The organism is Halomonas heilongjiangensis, assembly GCF_002879645.1.
Taxonomy (GTDB): domain Bacteria; phylum Pseudomonadota; class Gammaproteobacteria; order Pseudomonadales; family Halomonadaceae; genus Halomonas; species Halomonas heilongjiangensis.
In genome coordinates this window covers 68,304-83,263 of record NZ_PNRE01000090.1, presented here as the reverse complement: position 1 = coordinate 83,263, position 14,960 = coordinate 68,304, and the positions used below count along the sequence as shown (strand labels likewise).

14 protein-coding genes are annotated in these 14,960 nt (G+C 68.1%); 10 read left to right on the top strand and 4 right to left on the bottom strand.

Annotated elements, in window-relative coordinates; translation table 11 throughout:
* The first annotated feature begins 67 nt into the window (after positions 1-67).
* The 6 genes from C1H66_RS19280 (at position 68) to pcaG (ending at position 6,141) form a co-directional block, all read left to right on the top strand.
* Entirely contained in the window at positions 68-898 is an 831-nt protein-coding gene (locus C1H66_RS19280; protein WP_102629497.1) for a 3-oxoadipate:acetyl-CoA acetyltransferase, read from the top strand.
* A 104-nt stretch (positions 899-1,002) separates the two neighbouring features.
* Positions 1,003-2,181, top strand: a complete 1,179-nt coding sequence (locus C1H66_RS19275) for an alpha/beta fold hydrolase (RefSeq protein WP_102629496.1) — start codon at positions 1,003-1,005, stop codon at positions 2,179-2,181.
* A 308-nt stretch (positions 2,182-2,489) separates the two neighbouring features.
* Positions 2,490-3,695, top strand: coding sequence for an MFS transporter (locus tag C1H66_RS19270; protein ID WP_170064189.1), 1,206 nt, complete (start codon positions 2,490-2,492; stop codon positions 3,693-3,695).
* The gene (gene pcaQ / locus C1H66_RS19265) at positions 3,696-4,613 is read left to right on the top strand and encodes a pca operon transcription factor PcaQ (RefSeq protein ID WP_102629494.1); all 918 of its coding nucleotides are present in this window, start codon (positions 3,696-3,698) and stop codon (positions 4,611-4,613) included.
* Between the two features lie 97 nt (positions 4,614-4,710).
* A complete protein-coding gene (gene pcaH / locus C1H66_RS19260; protein ID WP_102629493.1) occupies positions 4,711-5,451 on the top strand; it encodes a protocatechuate 3,4-dioxygenase subunit beta in 741 nt (246 codons plus the stop codon).
* A gap of 57 nt (positions 5,452-5,508) precedes the next feature.
* Positions 5,509-6,141, top strand: a complete 633-nt coding sequence (gene pcaG, locus C1H66_RS19255) for a protocatechuate 3,4-dioxygenase subunit alpha (protein WP_181423479.1) — start codon at positions 5,509-5,511, stop codon at positions 6,139-6,141.
* Between the two features lie 63 nt (positions 6,142-6,204).
* Here pcaG and C1H66_RS19250 read toward each other — a convergent pair whose 3' ends face one another.
* Complete coding sequence (locus C1H66_RS19250; RefSeq protein WP_102629491.1) at positions 6,205-6,663, bottom strand: MarR family winged helix-turn-helix transcriptional regulator; 459 nt, start codon at positions 6,661-6,663, stop codon at positions 6,205-6,207.
* 160 nt (positions 6,664-6,823) lie between these two features.
* Here C1H66_RS19250 and C1H66_RS19245 point away from each other — a divergent pair, with 160 nt between their 5' ends.
* A complete protein-coding gene (locus C1H66_RS19245; protein ID WP_102629490.1) occupies positions 6,824-8,662 on the top strand; it encodes a feruloyl-CoA synthase in 1,839 nt (612 codons plus the stop codon).
* 20 nt (positions 8,663-8,682) lie between these two features.
* Entirely contained in the window at positions 8,683-9,102 is a 420-nt protein-coding gene (locus C1H66_RS19240) for an acyl-CoA thioesterase (protein ID WP_102629489.1), read from the top strand.
* 58 nt (positions 9,103-9,160) lie between these two features.
* Here the strand turns inward: C1H66_RS19240 and C1H66_RS19235 are convergent, their stop codons facing one another.
* Positions 9,161-10,078: a LysR family transcriptional regulator gene (locus C1H66_RS19235; protein WP_102629488.1), complete on the bottom strand. Its 918-nt coding sequence runs from the start codon at positions 10,076-10,078 to the stop codon at positions 9,161-9,163.
* Between the two features lie 164 nt (positions 10,079-10,242).
* Here C1H66_RS19235 and C1H66_RS19230 point away from each other — a divergent pair, with 164 nt between their 5' ends.
* Entirely contained in the window at positions 10,243-10,998 is a 756-nt protein-coding gene (locus tag C1H66_RS19230) for a sulfite exporter TauE/SafE family protein (protein ID WP_102629487.1), read from the top strand.
* A 174-nt stretch (positions 10,999-11,172) separates the two neighbouring features.
* On the top strand, positions 11,173-11,331 hold the full coding sequence (locus C1H66_RS22990; RefSeq protein WP_170064188.1) for a hypothetical protein: 159 nt from the start codon (positions 11,173-11,175) through the stop codon (positions 11,329-11,331).
* A gap of 102 nt (positions 11,332-11,433) precedes the next feature.
* On the opposite strand, the gene C1H66_RS19225 is transcribed toward C1H66_RS22990, so the two are convergent.
* The gene (locus C1H66_RS19225) at positions 11,434-12,996 is read right to left on the bottom strand and encodes a sulfatase family protein (RefSeq protein WP_102629486.1); all 1,563 of its coding nucleotides are present in this window, start codon (positions 12,994-12,996) and stop codon (positions 11,434-11,436) included.
* Entirely contained in the window at positions 12,993-14,951 is a 1,959-nt protein-coding gene (locus C1H66_RS19220) for a TRAP transporter permease (protein ID WP_102629485.1), read from the bottom strand. The genes C1H66_RS19225 and C1H66_RS19220 overlap by 4 nt, the downstream gene beginning before the upstream one ends.
* Positions 14,952-14,960 lie beyond the last annotated feature (9 nt).

Below are 14,960 nucleotides of genomic sequence, written 5' to 3'. Positions count from 1 at the left end.
TTTTTAACGCCGTATGACCGAGCGCAGGCAGTTTTCAGACAAAGCGTAGGCATTACGCGAGGTTCCCATGTCAAATCCCTGCATTATCTGCGTTGCCATCACCGGCAGCCTGCCACGCAAAGAGAACAACCCGGCGGTTCCGATCACCATCGAGGAGCAGATCGAGAGCACCCAGGCGGCCTTCGAGGCCGGGGCGACCATTGCGCACTGCCATGTCCGCAACGAGGATCAGACCCCGACCTCGGATCCCGAGAAGTTTGCCCGTTTGCTGGAAGGACTGCGCAAGCACTGCCCGGGCATGATCGTCCAGCTGTCCACCGGCGGCCGCTCTGGTGCCGACCGTGAGCGCGGCGGCATGCTACCGCTGAAGCCCGACATGGCCAGTCTGTCGGTGGGGTCCAACAACTTCCCTACGCGCGTCTACGAGAATTCCCCCGACCTGGTGGACTGGCTCGCCTCCGAGATGCTGACCTATGACATCAAGCCCGAGATCGAGGCCTTTGACCTGTCGCATATCCATCAGGCGGTGAACCTGATGAAGCAGGGCAAGATCAAGGCGCCGCTGTACGTCCAGTTCGTGATGGGCGTGAAGAACGCCATGCCGGTCGACAAGCCGACCTTCGACTTCTACATCGAGACCCTCGAGCGACTGGCGCCGGGTTCCCAGTGGTGCGGGGCCGGTGTCGGCGCCAACCAGTTAGTGCTCAACGAATGGTCGATCGCCGCCGGAGGCCACACTCGCACTGGCCTCGAGGACAATGTCCGCTGGGACAAGGAGCGCTTGGCACCCTCGAATGCCGCCTTGGTCGAGCGGGTGGCGGAGCTTTGCGAGAAATACGAGCGTCCGGTGGCTACCTGGCAACAGGCTCGCGAGATCCTGGGACTCAAGGCGGCTTAACGACTCTCCATCGGGGCCATTTCGGGGGCCACTGACGGACGGTACGGACCGCCGTCGAGGGGGACAACATTGAATTTTGACGTTAGGCGTCAGGAGAGACTTCCATGGCATTTCTGAACATCAACGGCCGCAGCGTGGCCTATCGCCTGCTCGGAGCCGAGGCGCTGCCGCTGGTGGTGCTGGCCCATCCGCTGGGCATGAGCCAGGCGGTGTGGGACGACGTGCTGCCGGCGCTGCTGCCACGCTACCGCGTGCTGACCTGGGACCTGCCCGGCCATGGCGCCAGCCAGGCCTGGGGCGAGGGAGCGATCACCCCGGCCGACCTGGCAAGCGAGGCCCTGGCCCTGGCCGACCACGCCGGCGCCGGCCGCTTCCACTTCGCCGGCACCTCCATCGGCGGCGTGGTGGGCCAGCAACTGCTGGCCGAGCACGCCGAGCGGCTCTACTCCGTCACCCTGACCAACACCGGGGCGGTGATCGGCACCAGCGAGCTCTGGACCACCCGCGCCGGCCGGGTGCGTAGCGAGGGCCTGGGAGCGATCAGCGGCGAGATCGTGCCGCGCTGGTTCTCCGCCGGTCGCATCGAGGCCAATCCGGCGCTCAAGCACGGCTGGATGACCCAGATGGGGCGTGGCGACGACGAGTCCTATGCGCGCCTGTGCGAGATGCTGGGCAGCCACGCCTTTACCGGCAAGCTGACCAGGAAGGGAGTGAAGGTGCAGTTGCTGGGCGGCAGCGAGGACCTGGCAACCCCGCCGGCGACGCTGGAGGCCCTGGCGGCCGAGTGCGACGGCGCGACGCTCGAGATCCTCGACGCCGTCGGCCATGTGCCCTCCGTGGAGGTGCCGGCCCTGTTCGCCGAGAAGCTGCTGGCGGTGCTGGCGGTGGACCTGGGCGACGTCGGCGACAAGGGCGTGGACTACGCCACCGGCCTGACGACCCGCAAGCAGGTGCTGGGCGAGGAACACGTGGCCCGCTCCACCGACAACGCCACCCGCCTGGATGCCCCCTTCCAGCAGATGATCACCCGCCTGGCCTGGGGCGAGCTGTGGAGCAACGACGACCTGACCCGTCGCGAGCGCAGCATGATCACCACCGGCATCCTGGCCGCCCTGGGCCGCGAGGAGCTCGAACTGCACCTCAAGACGGCGAAGCGTATCGGCCTCACCGAGGCAGAGCTGCGCCAGGTGCTGATGCACGTGGCCATCTATGGCGGCGTACCGGCGGCCAATCACGCCTTTGCCCTGGCCAAGCAACTGGGCTGGGGCGGGGAGCAGGCCTAGGTCCACGCCAGCGATCCCCCAGGAGTCTTACTGAAAAATCAGTGGGTTGAAAGTATTCGGGCGGTGAGCTGCCGGCGCTGGGAGGCGCTAGGGGGTCAGACCCCGGCGGGGTCGCATCCGCTCGCCACGTGCACGATGACAAGCCTGGCAACTTGGCTGGGGTCTGACCCCCTAGGGGCGGGCCTCGGTGCCGTTGAGGGACGATCCGCTAGGACCTTTTGTTAGGGTGCTAATAAGGAGTGCCCCATGGCATGATGCCGAACCGGCCTGCGGGCCGGTTTCGGCTTTCTGGAGACGGGGAGAGGGGCATGAACCAGGACGCGGCGACCATGGCATCCTCGGACCGGCTGCGCCAGGCGCTGCTGGCCTATGGCCTGCTGTGGTGCCTGGGGCTCTATCTGCGCTTGACGGTGCTGGTGGTGCCGCCGCTGATTCCCCAGCTCAAGGCGGTGTTGGGGTTCACCGGCGGCGAGGTGGCCATTGCCACCAGCCTGCCGCTGGTGACCCTGGCGGTAGGCGGCCTGGCGACCGGCTGGCTGCTGGCCCGGCTCGGGGTGCGCACTTGCGTGCTGGGCGGCCTGGCGGTGATGGCGATCGGGAGCGGTCTGAGGAGTCTTCCCGGCGCCTTCGTGCCCTTTATGCTGGCCACCCTGCTGATGGGCGCCGGCATCGCCCTGATGCAGGCGGCGATGCCGGTGCTGGCCAAGCTGTGGGCGCCCGAGCGCATCGGCCGCGCCTCGGCGGTCTACACCAACGGCCTGCTGGTGGGCGAACTGCTGGCCGCCGGGGCCACCGGGCCCCTGGTGGCCGCCTGGCTCGGCGCCCAGTGGCAATGGGCCTTCGCCCTGTGGGTCGCGCCGGTGCCGCTGCTGATGCTGGCCCTGGTGGTGGGCGGCCGACGCCTGCCGGCCATGACGAGTGGTTCCCGGGCCGCCGGCCTGATCCTGCCGGATGCCCGCGACGGTCGCATGTGGCGCCTGGTGGCGCTGCTCGGTGCGGCGGCGGCCCTCTACTTCACCGGCAACGTCTTCCTGCCGCCGCTGCTCGAGGAAAGCGACCGCCTGGCGCTGCTGGCGCCCAGCCTGACGGCGCTCAACGGCGCCCAGATGCTCTCCTCGGCGCTGCTGATCCTCTACGCCGATCGCCTGATGGGGCGGCCGTTGCCCTTGATCGCCATCACCGCCCTGGCCCTGCTGGCGCTGCCGCTGATGCTCTGGTTGCCCGGCAGCGGGGTGGTGTGGGCCGCCGGGGTGTTCGGCTTCTTCACCAGTGCGCTGTTCATCTTCGTGCTGGCGCTGCCGGCCTGGCTGGTGCGCCTCGAGGCGCTGCCGCGGCTGATGGCCGGCATGCTCTGCTTCGGTTATCTTCTGGTCTTCGCCATCACCGTGGTCGGCGGCTGGCTCAACGACCTCTCGGGGACCGTGGCGCTGGCCTTCCTGCCGACCCTGCTGATCAGTCTGGTGGCCATGGCGAGCACCCGCCGACTGCTCGCCTCCCGCCAGCAGGAGACCTGAATGCTCAATGCCCGGATCAAGCTGCGCCACCTGCAGGCCTTCCTCGAGGTGGCCCGCCAGCGCAGCTTCGCCCGAGCCGCCGAGCGGCTGGCGATCACCCAGCCGGGCATGTCCAAGACCATCCGCGAGCTCGAGGAGCTCCTCGACACCAGCCTGTTCGAGCGCACGCCCCAGGGCGTGGCCCTGACCCAGGCGGGGCTGACCCTGCTGCGCCACGCCGGGCCGGCACTGCGCGCCCTGGAGGAGGGCGTGGGGGCGATCGGGGATACCCATCAGGGGACGCGCTGGCTGCGTGTGGGGGCGCTCTCCACCGTGGAGAGCCGGCTGCTGCCCGAGGCGCTGCACCGCTGGCACGCCGAAGGCTCGGCGCACGGCGAGGTGGGCGTCAACGTGGTCACCGGCCCCAGCGCCTTCCTGCTCTCGCGGTTGCGCCGCGGCGAGCTGGACCTGGTGGTGGGGCGCATGACCGAGGCCCGCGAGATCCAGGACCTGGCCTTCGAACACCTCTACTACGAGCGACTGCTGCTGGTGGTGCGGGCCGGCCACCCCCTGGCCGGCGTGGATCCCCTGCCGCCCGAGGCGCTGACCGATCACCCCTGGGTGTTGCCACCGCCCCAGACCACCCTGCGCCAGCAGGTGGACAGCTTCTGCGTGCGCCACGCCCTGAGCCTGCCGTCGCGCCTGCTGGAGACCCTCTCGCTGCCGCTCAGCCGCCACTATACCCTCGAGAGCGAAGCGATCTGGGTCGCCCCGGAGGAGGCCGTCGCCGAGGATCTCGCCGCAGGCCGGCTGTGCCGATTGAGCCTGGATCTCGAGTCCCACGGCGGTTCGGTGGGGCTGTGCACCAACGCCAGCATGCAGCCTTCGCTGGCCCTGGAGGCCTTCTGCGAGATCCTGCGCCAGGTGGCGGCGGTATAACCACTGGGTTATGGGGGTGGGGCGAGACGTCAATTGGCAGCCCTGCGACAAGGCGCCACACTGAGCCCGATCAACCCCAGCCCAGAGATGACTCGACATGCAGCACGACAACAAGCGCTACGTGGAGCGCGACCGTGACTGGCACCCCGCCGCCTACACGCCCGGCTACAAGACCTCCGTGGCCCGTTCGCCCAGCCAGGCGCTGGTCAGCCTGCAGGCGCCCAGCGTCTCCGAGCTGACCGGTCCGGACTTCCGCCGGCTGCGCATGGGGCCCCACGACAACGACCTGCTGCTCAACTATCGTGAAGACCCCGCGTTGGCAGGGGCGGCTGGCCTGCCGGTCGGCGAGCGGATCATCATGTTCGGCCGGGTCATCGACCAGTTCGGCAAGCCGGTGCCGCACACCCTGGTGGAGATGTGGCAGGCCAATGCCGGCGGTCGCTATCGCCACAAGAAAGACGCCTACCTGGCACCGCTGGATCCCAACTTCGGCGGGGTGGGGCGCTGCCTCACCGACGATCAGGGCTGGTATCGCTTCCGTACCATCAAGCCCGGCCCCTACCCCTGGGGCAACGGCATCAACACCTGGCGCCCGGCGCATATCCATGTCTCGGTGATGGGGCCGGCGATCTCCACCCGCCTGGTGACCCAGATGTACTTCGAGGGCGACCCGCTGATCCCGATCTGCCCCATCGTGCAGACCCTCAACGACCAGGAGGCCGTCGAGACCATGATCGGGCGCCTCGACATGGCGCGCAGCCGCCCCATGGACTGCCTGGCTTACCGCTTCGACCTGGTGGTGCGCGGCGAACTGCAGACCTATTTCGAAAACCAGTAACCGGTTCGACAACCAGTAATCGCTTCGAGAACCAGTACAGGATGGGGTAACCAGACCATGCAACAGCCGAATTCCCGACCCTGCAGCGAGTTGATGCTGCGCGAGACCGCCTCCCAGACCGCCGGCCCCTACGTGCATATCGGCCTGGCCCTGCACGTGGCCGGCCTGCCCGAGCGCGACGAGGAGATCTGGAGTCAAATGGCCAGACCCGAGGCCGAGGGCGAGCCCATCGAGGTGGTCGGCACCGTGATCGACGGCAACGGCGACCTGGTGCGCGACGCCCTGCTCGAGGCCTGGCAGGCCGACGCCCAGGGCCAGTACCGGCCCGAGTTCGATCTACACAAGCCCTTCAACGGCTTCGGTCGCACCGCCACCACCGCCGAGGGCGGCAGCGAGTGGTCGCTGACCACCATCAAGCCCGGCGCGGTGACGCGCGGCGACGGCAAGGTGATGGCACCGCACATCAACCTGGCGGTCTTCGCCCGGGGCATCAACATCCACCTGCAGACCCGCCTCTACTTCGAGGACGAAGCCGAAACCAACGCCGCCTGCCCGGTGCTCAATGCCATCGAGTCGCCGGCCCGCCGCCAGACCCTGATCGCCAAGCGCGAGGAGGTCGACGGCAAGGTACGCTACCGCTTCGATATCCGCCTGCAGGGCGAAGGCGAGACGGTGTTCTTCGATTTCTAAACGCTTCGATTTCTGATTGGTCGTCACGACGGTGACGTCGGCCCCGCCTCGGCGGGGCCTTTTTCATTTGTTCTGACGGGCCGCGATGATGCGGTCGAGGATGTCGAGCAGCCACTCCCGCTCCCCCTCCTTCATGAAGGTGTCGAAGCCTTCCTCGCCCGCCACGACCTTGCGATTGAGGCGCTCGGTGAAGGTCTTGCCCTTGCTGGTCAGATAGAGGGCGTAGGAGCGACGGTCGTTCTTCGACTTGCGACGCTCCACCACCTCCATGCTCTCCAGCTTGTCGATGGCGGCCACCATGGCCGAGCGATCCACGTCCAGGGCCGCGGAGACCGCCGACTGGGTGAGCCCCGGGTTGTGGTAGATGATGGCGAGGATGCTGAACAGTCCTGGCGTGATGCCTTCCTGGGCGCAGGCCTCGAAGAAGACATCGAAATAGACGAGCTGCGCCCGGCGCAGCTTGTAGCCGAGGCGCGATTGCAGCATCGAGTAGTCGATTCCATTCCTGTCGTCGCTGTTCATGTGTCTGCCTGCCCCTCATAGACCAATGTTTAACGCGCATAATGTTTTGTGGTTAAACAGTTTGTGAAAGTATTGAGGTGCATGCTATCAAGGCGCCGCTGTCTAGGGTAGCGCACGCCATCACCGATCCTGACAACGATCACAACCCGCAGGAGCGCCCATGTCCCACCCCTTCCGCGATGTCCGTTTGGGCACTGCTACCGCCAAGTTGCTCCCGCGCGCCGACGGCACCCAATTGCTCAATGTCGAGGAACCGCTGGGCGACTACCCCGCCACCCTGCTCGAATGCCTGCATCGCTGGGCCCGTGAGGCGCCGGACCGGACCTTCGTGGCGCGGCGCGATGCCCGGGGTGAGTGGCAGCGCCTGAGCTATGCCGAGACCCTGACCCGGGTACGCCATCTGGCGCAAGGACTGTTGAATCACGGCCTGAGCCCCGAGCGGCCCCTGGCCATCCTCGGTGGCAACTCCATCGAGCACCTGCTGCTGGCGCTGGCGGCCATGTACGTGGGCATCCCCTTTGCCCCCGTCTCGCCGGCCTACTCGCTGGTCAGCCGGGACTTCGGCAAGCTGCGCCATATCGTCGAGCTGCTGACCCCGGGCCTGCTGATGGTCGATCGGGCGGAAGACTTCGCCGCCGCCCTGGCCGCGGTTCGCCCCGACGACTGCGCCTGCCTGGCGGTGGTCCCCGACGGGGTGTCGGGCGTGCAGGACGTCGCCGAGCTGCTGGCGACGCCGGTGACCGAGGCGGTCGATGCCGCCCATGCGGCCGTCACCCCCGATACCATCGCCAAGTTCCTGTTCACCTCCGGCTCCACCGGCATGCCCAAGGGGGTGATCAATACCCACCGCATGCTGTGCGCCAACCAGGAGATGCTGGCGGCACAGATGCCCTTCCTGCGCGACGAGCCCCCGGTGCTGGTGGACTGGTTGCCCTGGAACCACACCTTCGGCGGAAACCACAACATCGGCATCGTGCTCTACAACGGCGGCAGCCTCTACATCGACGATGGCCGGCCGGTGCCCGGCGAGTTCGAGAAGACCATCGCCAACCTCCGCGAGATCTCGCCGACGGTCTACTTCAACGTGCCCAAGGGCTTCGAGATCCTGGTCGACTACCTGAAGCGCGACGATGCCCTGCGTGAGACCTTCTTCTCGCGCCTCAACCTGATGTTCTTCGCCGCGGCGGGGCTCTCGCAGCATATCTGGGACGAGCTCGACCGCCTGGCGGTCCAGACGCTCGGCTGCAAGGTCGGGATGCTGACCGGGCTGGGGGCCACCGAAACCGCCCCCTCGGCGATGTTCGCTTCCCTGGAGGAGTCGCAGTCCGGCGTGGTGGGCCTGCCGGCCCGCGGGGTGACGGTCAAGCTGGTGCCCAATGGCGGCAAGCTGGAGTGCCGGGTGAAGGGTCCCAGCGTGATGCCGGGCTACTGGCGCCAGCCCGAGGTCACCGCCAGGAGCTTCGACGAGGAGGGCTTCTACTGCCTGGGCGATGCGGTCAGGTTCATCGACCCGGCCGAGCCGCAGCGCGGCATGCGCTTCGACGGACGCATCAGCGAGGACTTCAAGCTCGATACCGGTACCTGGGTCAGCGTCGGGCCGCTGCGCGCCCGCATCATCGAGGCCGGGGCGCCCCATGTGAAGGATGCGGTGATCGCCGGGCTCGACAAGCCCTATGTCTCGGCCATGGTCTTCCCGGACCTGGAGAAGTGCCGTGAACTGGCGGGACTGGACGGCACGGCAGAAGCCTCTGTGGTGCTGGCCAGCGAGCCGGTGCGCGAGCGATTCCTGCAACTGCTGCGCGACCTGGACGCCCAGAGCACGGGCAGCTCGACCCGGGTGCGTCGGTTGGTGCTGCTCGACGCGCCGCCGCGCCTGGATGCCCATGAGGTCACCGACAAGGGCTCGATCAGCCAGCGTGCCGTGCTCGAGAACCGGGCCGAGGTCGTGGTCGGCCTCTACCGCGATGCGCCACCGCCGGCCGTGCTGCGGCTCGACTGAGTGCCCACGGGGAATCACCCATGCTGATCCATACCCATACCCGGCTGATCGAGTGGAGCGACTGCGATCCGGCGGGGATCGTCTTCCATCCTCGTTATCTGGCCTACTTCGATCACGGCACCAACCTGCTATTCGCCAAGGCGGGTTTCGACCTGGCGACCCTACAGACGCGCTTCGAGGTGATCGGCTACCCGGTGGTGGACCTGCGCAGCCGCTTCCTCGCCCCCTGCCGCTACGGCGACGAGGCGCGCATCGAGACGCGCATCGCCGAGTTCCGCCACAGCAGCTTCGATGTGCAGCATGTGCTGCATCGCGGCGACGCCGTGGCCGTGGAGGCCAGGGTGACCCGCGTCTGGGCGGGGCGGCACCCGGAGGATCCCCGGCGCATGCAGGGCAGGCCGGTCCCGCAGGAGGTGCGGGCGGCGTTGTCTCGGCACTGAGGGAGGGGCGCATTGCTCTAGAGGCGATCGCTCTACAGGGCATGGCGCCTGCCGAGTTTCATGCCGGCGGTACCGCAGTGGCCGTTTCCAAGGTCTCCATGAAGGCGCGGGCGACGGCGTCCAGCATGGCATCGCCGGCCAGGGCGGGGGGGTACCAGAGGTGCATGTTGCGCTCGCCGAAGTCGGCCGCCACCGGCAGGCTCTGCAGGCCATAGTGTGGGGCGGCGATGTTGGTGAGGCGCTCGGGCATGATGCTCAGGTAGTCGCCGGTGGGCAGGATGTTCAGGCAGATCGTGGCATCGCCGGCCAGGGCGATATGGGTGTTCACCTGCTTGAGCCCGGCCTTCTGCAGGCGTTCCACCGGTGACTCCTCGAACTTGGCGTAGGTGGCGATATTGACCCAGGGGTAGCCGACCAGGTCATCGATCTCGATGCGCTCCTTGCCGGCCAGCGGGTGATGGCGGGAGGCGAAGATGGCCAGGCGATCCTCGAAGAGGGTGATGCGGTCGAGTTCCTGGCTCGCCGAGATCACCGTGGGGGCCACGGCGATATCCAGCTCGTCATCGTTGATCTTCTCGAACAGCCGGTAGGGGGTATCCACCTGGATCAGCAGTGACAGGCTCGGGTAGTCGCGCAGCAGCGCCTCGGTGACGGTGTGCATCAACAGGCTGGCCACCAGGGGGCCGACCCCGATGCGCAGCTCGGTCTGCATGCCCAGGCCGAAGCGGGTGGCGGACTGCTCGGCCGCCCACACCGACGTGGCGATGGCGCGCCCCTCCCGGGCCAGCATGCCCCCCAAGGCCGTCTGGCGCACCCCGTGACGGCTGCGGGTGAAGAGGGAGCCGCCGGCCTGCATCTCCAGCGTCTGCATGTTCTTGGTCAGGGTCGGCTGGCTGATGTGCAGCTTGCCGGCGGCCTGGCTGATGGAGCCGCAGTCGAGAATGATGGCCAGCTGCATCAGGTGCTTGGCTTCCATGGCGGCGTCCTCGTCGCTATATGTATTCAAAAATTTTACTCAAGGATATTAAAAATGAATTTTTGGAATCTCAATGCCTGAGGCAGGATAGGACACCCAGCGTGATACGGGGCGGCCCGGTGCCGTTTCGTCCTTGCTCTCGAGTCTTGCCATGGAGTTAGCCGATGTTCGAAGTCACGGCCCTGCTGTTCGGTGTCCTCTGTGGCCTGTTGATCCTGCTGTCCGGGGTCGGCGCCGGGGTGATCATGGTGCCGGGCCTGATGCTGCTGTTCGGCGTGGCGCCGGCCACGGCGGTGGGCACCGCCAGCCTGGTCTCGGTACTGATCAAGGTGGTAGCGACCTATGCCCACGGGCGCGACAGCCGCGTCGACTGGACGCTGTTCAAGCGTTTCTCGCGCTGGGCGGTGCCCATTTGCCTGCTGCTGGCCCTGGTCATCACCCTGCTGTTGCGCACCTCCTGGGGGGTGAGCGTGCAGCATGGGCTCAAGCTGGCGGTGCTGGCCGCCGCCGGCTTCGCGCTGCTGGCCAGCTTCCGGCCCCAGGTGCTGCAGCACGTCGGCCAGTGGCTGGGCGGGCTGATGCCCTCGGCCTGCGGGGCCATGGTGGGTGCCACCGGGGTGGGGGGCGGCGTGCTGATCGTGCCGACCCTGCGCGCCATGAGCGGCGCCGACATCAAGGTGGTGGTGGGCACCTCGACGGTCATCGGCCTGCTGCTGTCGGCCTGCACCGGCCTGGTGTTCGGCGGCGGCGGCCATCTCGAGCCGCTGCTCGCCCTGCTGGTGACCCTGGGCGGCGCCGTGGGAGTGATGCTGGGCCGGCCCCTGGTCGCCCGGCTATCGAGCCGTGCCGTCAGCGGCCTGGTCTACACCCTGATCGGCGTCTCGCTGCTCAACATGACCTACGATCTCCTCCTGGTGTGATCGGTAGATCCCCCTGAGCGAGGAAGCGCACCGAGAGCGCCTCGGTGGCCTGCGGCTGTCATCGCATCGGAGCGACCGGCGGATCGCATGCGACTAACGGCGAGTGTGTTGGACTAAAGTCTAAGTATCGGCTATTCTGTTAGCATCCTTACGAAATGACCGAGGTCCCATGCCATGACCACCCAGACGCTCTCCTATAGCGCGCCCGCCACTGCGCCCGAGATCCCCCTGTTCAAGCGTATCGGCGTGACCGCCTTTCGGCTGCTCGAGCGGATGACCGAGAGCGCCTACCGTCAGCACCAGGTCCGCCTGCGCAACAACTTTTATATCTGACGGGTGAGGCCGCGCCTGGCTCAAGGTGGGCCGGCTACATGACACAACGAGAAGAGCCAGCGCAGTGCGCTGGCTCTTCTCGTTGTGGGAGGGGGGGCTGGCTCAGGCGATGCGCTTGGGCCAGGGACTCTGCTCGCTGGCGGCGAGCATCTGGCGCAACAGCGCCTCGGTCAGGGCGTGACGCTGCTCGCGATGGGCCGGATCGTCCCAGAGGTTGCGGGTCTCGTGGGGATCGCGCTCCAGGTGGTAGAGCTCGCCCCACGCCTGGTCCTGGTAGAGCGTCAGCCGGTAGCCGTCCCGGAGCAGGGTGCGCGAGTGGGCCGGCCGCTCGAAGCCCCAGTGGGCGATATTGTCCTCGTGTTCGATCAGCAGTGAGCGCCGTTCCCAGGCCTCGCCGCGCAGTAGGGGCAGCAGGCTGGTGCCCTGGATGCCGTGATAGGGGGTGATGCCGGCGCGCTCGAGAATGGTCGGCGCCATGTCGATGGCCGAGGTCAGGGCCGCGGTGCGGCGCGCCTCGCCCGCCCCGGGCTCGGCCCAGATCAGCGGCACCCGGGTGATGCTGCGCAGCGGGGCGGGGCCCTTCAGCAGCAGGTTGAAGTCGCCCATGTAGTCGCCGTGGTCGCTGGTGAAGATCACCACGGTGTCCGCGGCGAGCCCGTGATCCTCGAGGCTCTCCAGCAGGCGGCCCACGGCGTCGTCGATCATGGTGATCATGCCGCAGGTCAGGGCCATGGCCTCGCGAATCTCCCGCTCGCTGGCCATGAAGGCCTTCTCGGTGCGCGCGTTGCGCTCCCCGCGGCGGTACTGGTCGGCGACGAAGCGCAGGTGCGGGGGGGGATTGCGGTGGGCGTCATAGGGCACCTCCACCTCGAAGTCGTCGGGATCGTAGAGGTCCCAATACCTGCCCGGCGGACAGAAGGGATGGTGGGGGTCGGGGAAGGAGACGAAAGCGAAGAAGGGCGCCTCCTCGCCCTGTCGCGAGGCCAGGTAGTCGCAGGCCTGGCGTTCCACGTAGCGGGTGGGATGCAGCTCCTCCGGCATGGCGGTGCGATAGGCCTGGGGACAGATGTAGTCGTGGGGCAGCTGATGGGCCGGGCCCTGCAGGCGCTCCGGGTCCTCGACCTGGCGGCGCAGCCACCGGTCGTAGTGGCCGCCGCAGTTGTCGCCGTGCTTGGTGACGATGTCGGCATGGGCGAAGCCGTAGTAGGGCAGCTCGACGCGGTACTCCGCCTCGTCGCTCCAGCGCTCCGGCTCCTCGTTGCGCCAGTCCTCGTCGCTCTCCTGGTGGGCATCCGGCACGCGGGCCCCGGCCGCGGGGTTCTGCTGCGGGACGTCGCGGCCGGTGAAGGGCTGCAGGTGGGACTTGCCGATCAGCGCCGTATGGTAGCCCTCCAGGCGCAGCGCCTCGGCGAAGGTGCTGTTGTGCCGGGGCAGGTGCAGCCCGTTCTTGCGCAGGCCGTGCACGCTGGGGTAGCGGCCGGTGACCAGGGAGGCGCGGTTGGGCATGCATACCGGGCTCGCGGTGTGGAACTCCTCGAAGCGGGTGCCCCGCGCCGCCAGGCCGTCGATATGCGGCGTCTTCAGCAGCGGATGCCCCATGCAGCCGAGGTAGTCGGCGCGCTGCTGGTCGGTGATGATGAACAGGAAGTTGGGTCTGCGGGTCATGCCAGGGCTCCCTTCTTGAGGCTGGTTTGGCGGTGCACCACCAGCAGGGCGACGCCGAGGAAGAAGGCCGGCCAGTGCACCAGCGGGAAGGTCACCAGCATGGCGATGGCCACGCCCACCCGCAGCGCGGCCTCGACGAACGAGAGCCGGCAGCGGTCGTGGCAGGCCAGTCCCGAGGCGATCAGCAGCACCGCCAGGCAGAGGCGCAGCAGGATCGAGGCCATGTCGTACCAGGCGCCCGAACCGCCCGCCTCGGGCACCAGCAGGAGCTCCGGGTAGAAGGCGAAGGTGAAGGGCAGCAGGAAGATCACCAGGCCGATGCGGGTCGCCTCCAGGGCGGTCTTGAGCGGCGATGCCTGGCTGATGGAGGCCGCCGCGAAGGCCGCCACCGCCACCGGTGGGGTGATCGCCGAGGCGACCCCGAAGTAGAACACGAACATATGGGCGACCAGCGGCTCCAGGCCCAGGCGCAGCATGGCCGGGCCCATGATCAGGATGATGGTCAGGTAGGCCGGCAGGGTCGGCATGCCCATGCCCAGCACCAGCGCCGCCATCATGGCCAGCAGCAGCGAGACCAGCAGGCTGCCCCCGGTGGAGGCGCCGATCACCTGGGCGAACTTGATCGGCAGGCCGGTGGAGGAGAGCACGGCGACGATGATGCCGACCACGCCCACCGCGATCAGCAGGGTGGCGAAGCTGTTGCCGCCATTGGCCAGGGAGCGGACCAGGGTCAAGGGAGACCGGCGAATCTCGGGGTTGAGCGCCAGGCTCAGCGGCACCACCGAGAAGAGCGCCAGGATACCGGCGCCGGCCGGGGAGAAGCCGGCGATCAGTGCGACCACCACCACCGTCAGCGGCACCGCGACCATGATCAGGTTGATGAAGTCCTGGCGCTCGGGCCGGTCGGCCGGGTCGAGGTCGACCGGCCGGCTCTCGATGCCCAGGCGGCGCGCCTCGTAGACCACGGCGGCGAACAGCGAGCCGTAGTAGAAGAGCGCGGGAATCAGCGCGGCGACGATGATGGTCAGGTAGGAGATACCGATGAAGTCGGCCATCACCAGGGCCGCGGCGCCCATGATCGGCGGCATGATCTGGCCGCCGCTGGAGGCGGTGGCCTCGACGCCCCCGGCGAAGGCGGGGCTGAAGCCGCGGCGGCGGATCATCGGGATGGTGATCACCCCGGTGCCCACCACGTTGGCCACGGCGCTGCCCGAGACCGAGCCGAACAGCCCCGAGGAGAGGATGGCGGCATGGGCCGGGCCGCCCCGGGCCCGCCGGAAGGCGTGCAGCGAGACCTTGATCAACGAGCCGCCGGCGCCGCTGCCCTCGAGCAGTGCCCCCAGCAGGATGAAGGGCAGGATGGTGTTGATGACGATGGCCAGCAGCGAGCCCAGCACGCCGTTGGTGCTGTTGTACCAGAGGGTATCCGCGGTGCCCTCGATGACGTCGATGGGGGCCATGCGGAACAGCCCCGGCCAGTGGTGGCCGGTGTAGAAGTAGAGCAGCGCCACCCCGGCCACGGCGGTCAGCGCCAGCCCCCACTGGCGCAGGCAGATCAGCAGCAGGGCGGCCACGCCGGCCAGCGCCGTCCAGGCGTGGGCGGCATCGAAGAAGAACAGGCCGCCCTTGAGGCGCTCCATGGTGACGTAGTAGTCGTGCAGGGCAACGATCAGCGCGACGAGCACTCCGACATCCAGCAGGCCGCCTGCCAGGCGCCAGACGGGGCCAGCGCCGTCGGGTGTCTTCAGCAGCGTCTGGCGGCCGACCACCGCCAGGCACGCCAGGCCCAGCATCAGCGGGTGCATGTACTCGTAGCCGAAGGGCCCCAGGCGAGGGATCGGGCCGAAGCTCGGCATGCTGTTGACGATGCCCAGCAGGGCGATGCCGAGGCCAACCGCGTAGGCCAGGACCGCCCGGAGGCGGACCTCGGAGTGCGGGAAGAGTGCGTGAGTCATGGGCAAGCC

Coding starts and splice junctions, on each gene's coding strand:
- C1H66_RS19225 (WP_102629486.1), bottom strand. CDS start 12,996: ATGACCCGCAGACCCAACTTCCTGTTCATCATCACCGACCAGCAGCGC.
- C1H66_RS19220 (WP_102629485.1), bottom strand. CDS start 14,951: ATGACTCACGCACTCTTCCCGCACTCCGAGGTCCGCCTCCGGGCGGTC.
- C1H66_RS19235 (WP_102629488.1), bottom strand. CDS start 10,078: ATGGAAGCCAAGCACCTGATGCAGCTGGCCATCATTCTCGACTGCGGC.
- C1H66_RS19240 (WP_102629489.1), top strand. CDS start 8,683: ATGCTGATCCATACCCATACCCGGCTGATCGAGTGGAGCGACTGCGAT.
- C1H66_RS19280 (WP_102629497.1), top strand. CDS start 68: ATGTCAAATCCCTGCATTATCTGCGTTGCCATCACCGGCAGCCTGCCA.
- C1H66_RS22990 (WP_170064188.1), top strand. CDS start 11,173: ATGACCACCCAGACGCTCTCCTATAGCGCGCCCGCCACTGCGCCCGAG.
- pcaH (WP_102629493.1), top strand. CDS start 4,711: ATGCAGCACGACAACAAGCGCTACGTGGAGCGCGACCGTGACTGGCAC.
- C1H66_RS19230 (WP_102629487.1), top strand. CDS start 10,243: ATGTTCGAAGTCACGGCCCTGCTGTTCGGTGTCCTCTGTGGCCTGTTG.
- pcaG (WP_181423479.1), top strand. CDS start 5,509: ATGCAACAGCCGAATTCCCGACCCTGCAGCGAGTTGATGCTGCGCGAG.
- C1H66_RS19270 (WP_170064189.1), top strand. CDS start 2,490: ATGAACCAGGACGCGGCGACCATGGCATCCTCGGACCGGCTGCGCCAG.
- C1H66_RS19245 (WP_102629490.1), top strand. CDS start 6,824: ATGTCCCACCCCTTCCGCGATGTCCGTTTGGGCACTGCTACCGCCAAG.
- C1H66_RS19250 (WP_102629491.1), bottom strand. CDS start 6,663: ATGAACAGCGACGACAGGAATGGAATCGACTACTCGATGCTGCAATCG.
- pcaQ (WP_102629494.1), top strand. CDS start 3,696: ATGCTCAATGCCCGGATCAAGCTGCGCCACCTGCAGGCCTTCCTCGAG.
- C1H66_RS19275 (WP_102629496.1), top strand. CDS start 1,003: ATGGCATTTCTGAACATCAACGGCCGCAGCGTGGCCTATCGCCTGCTC.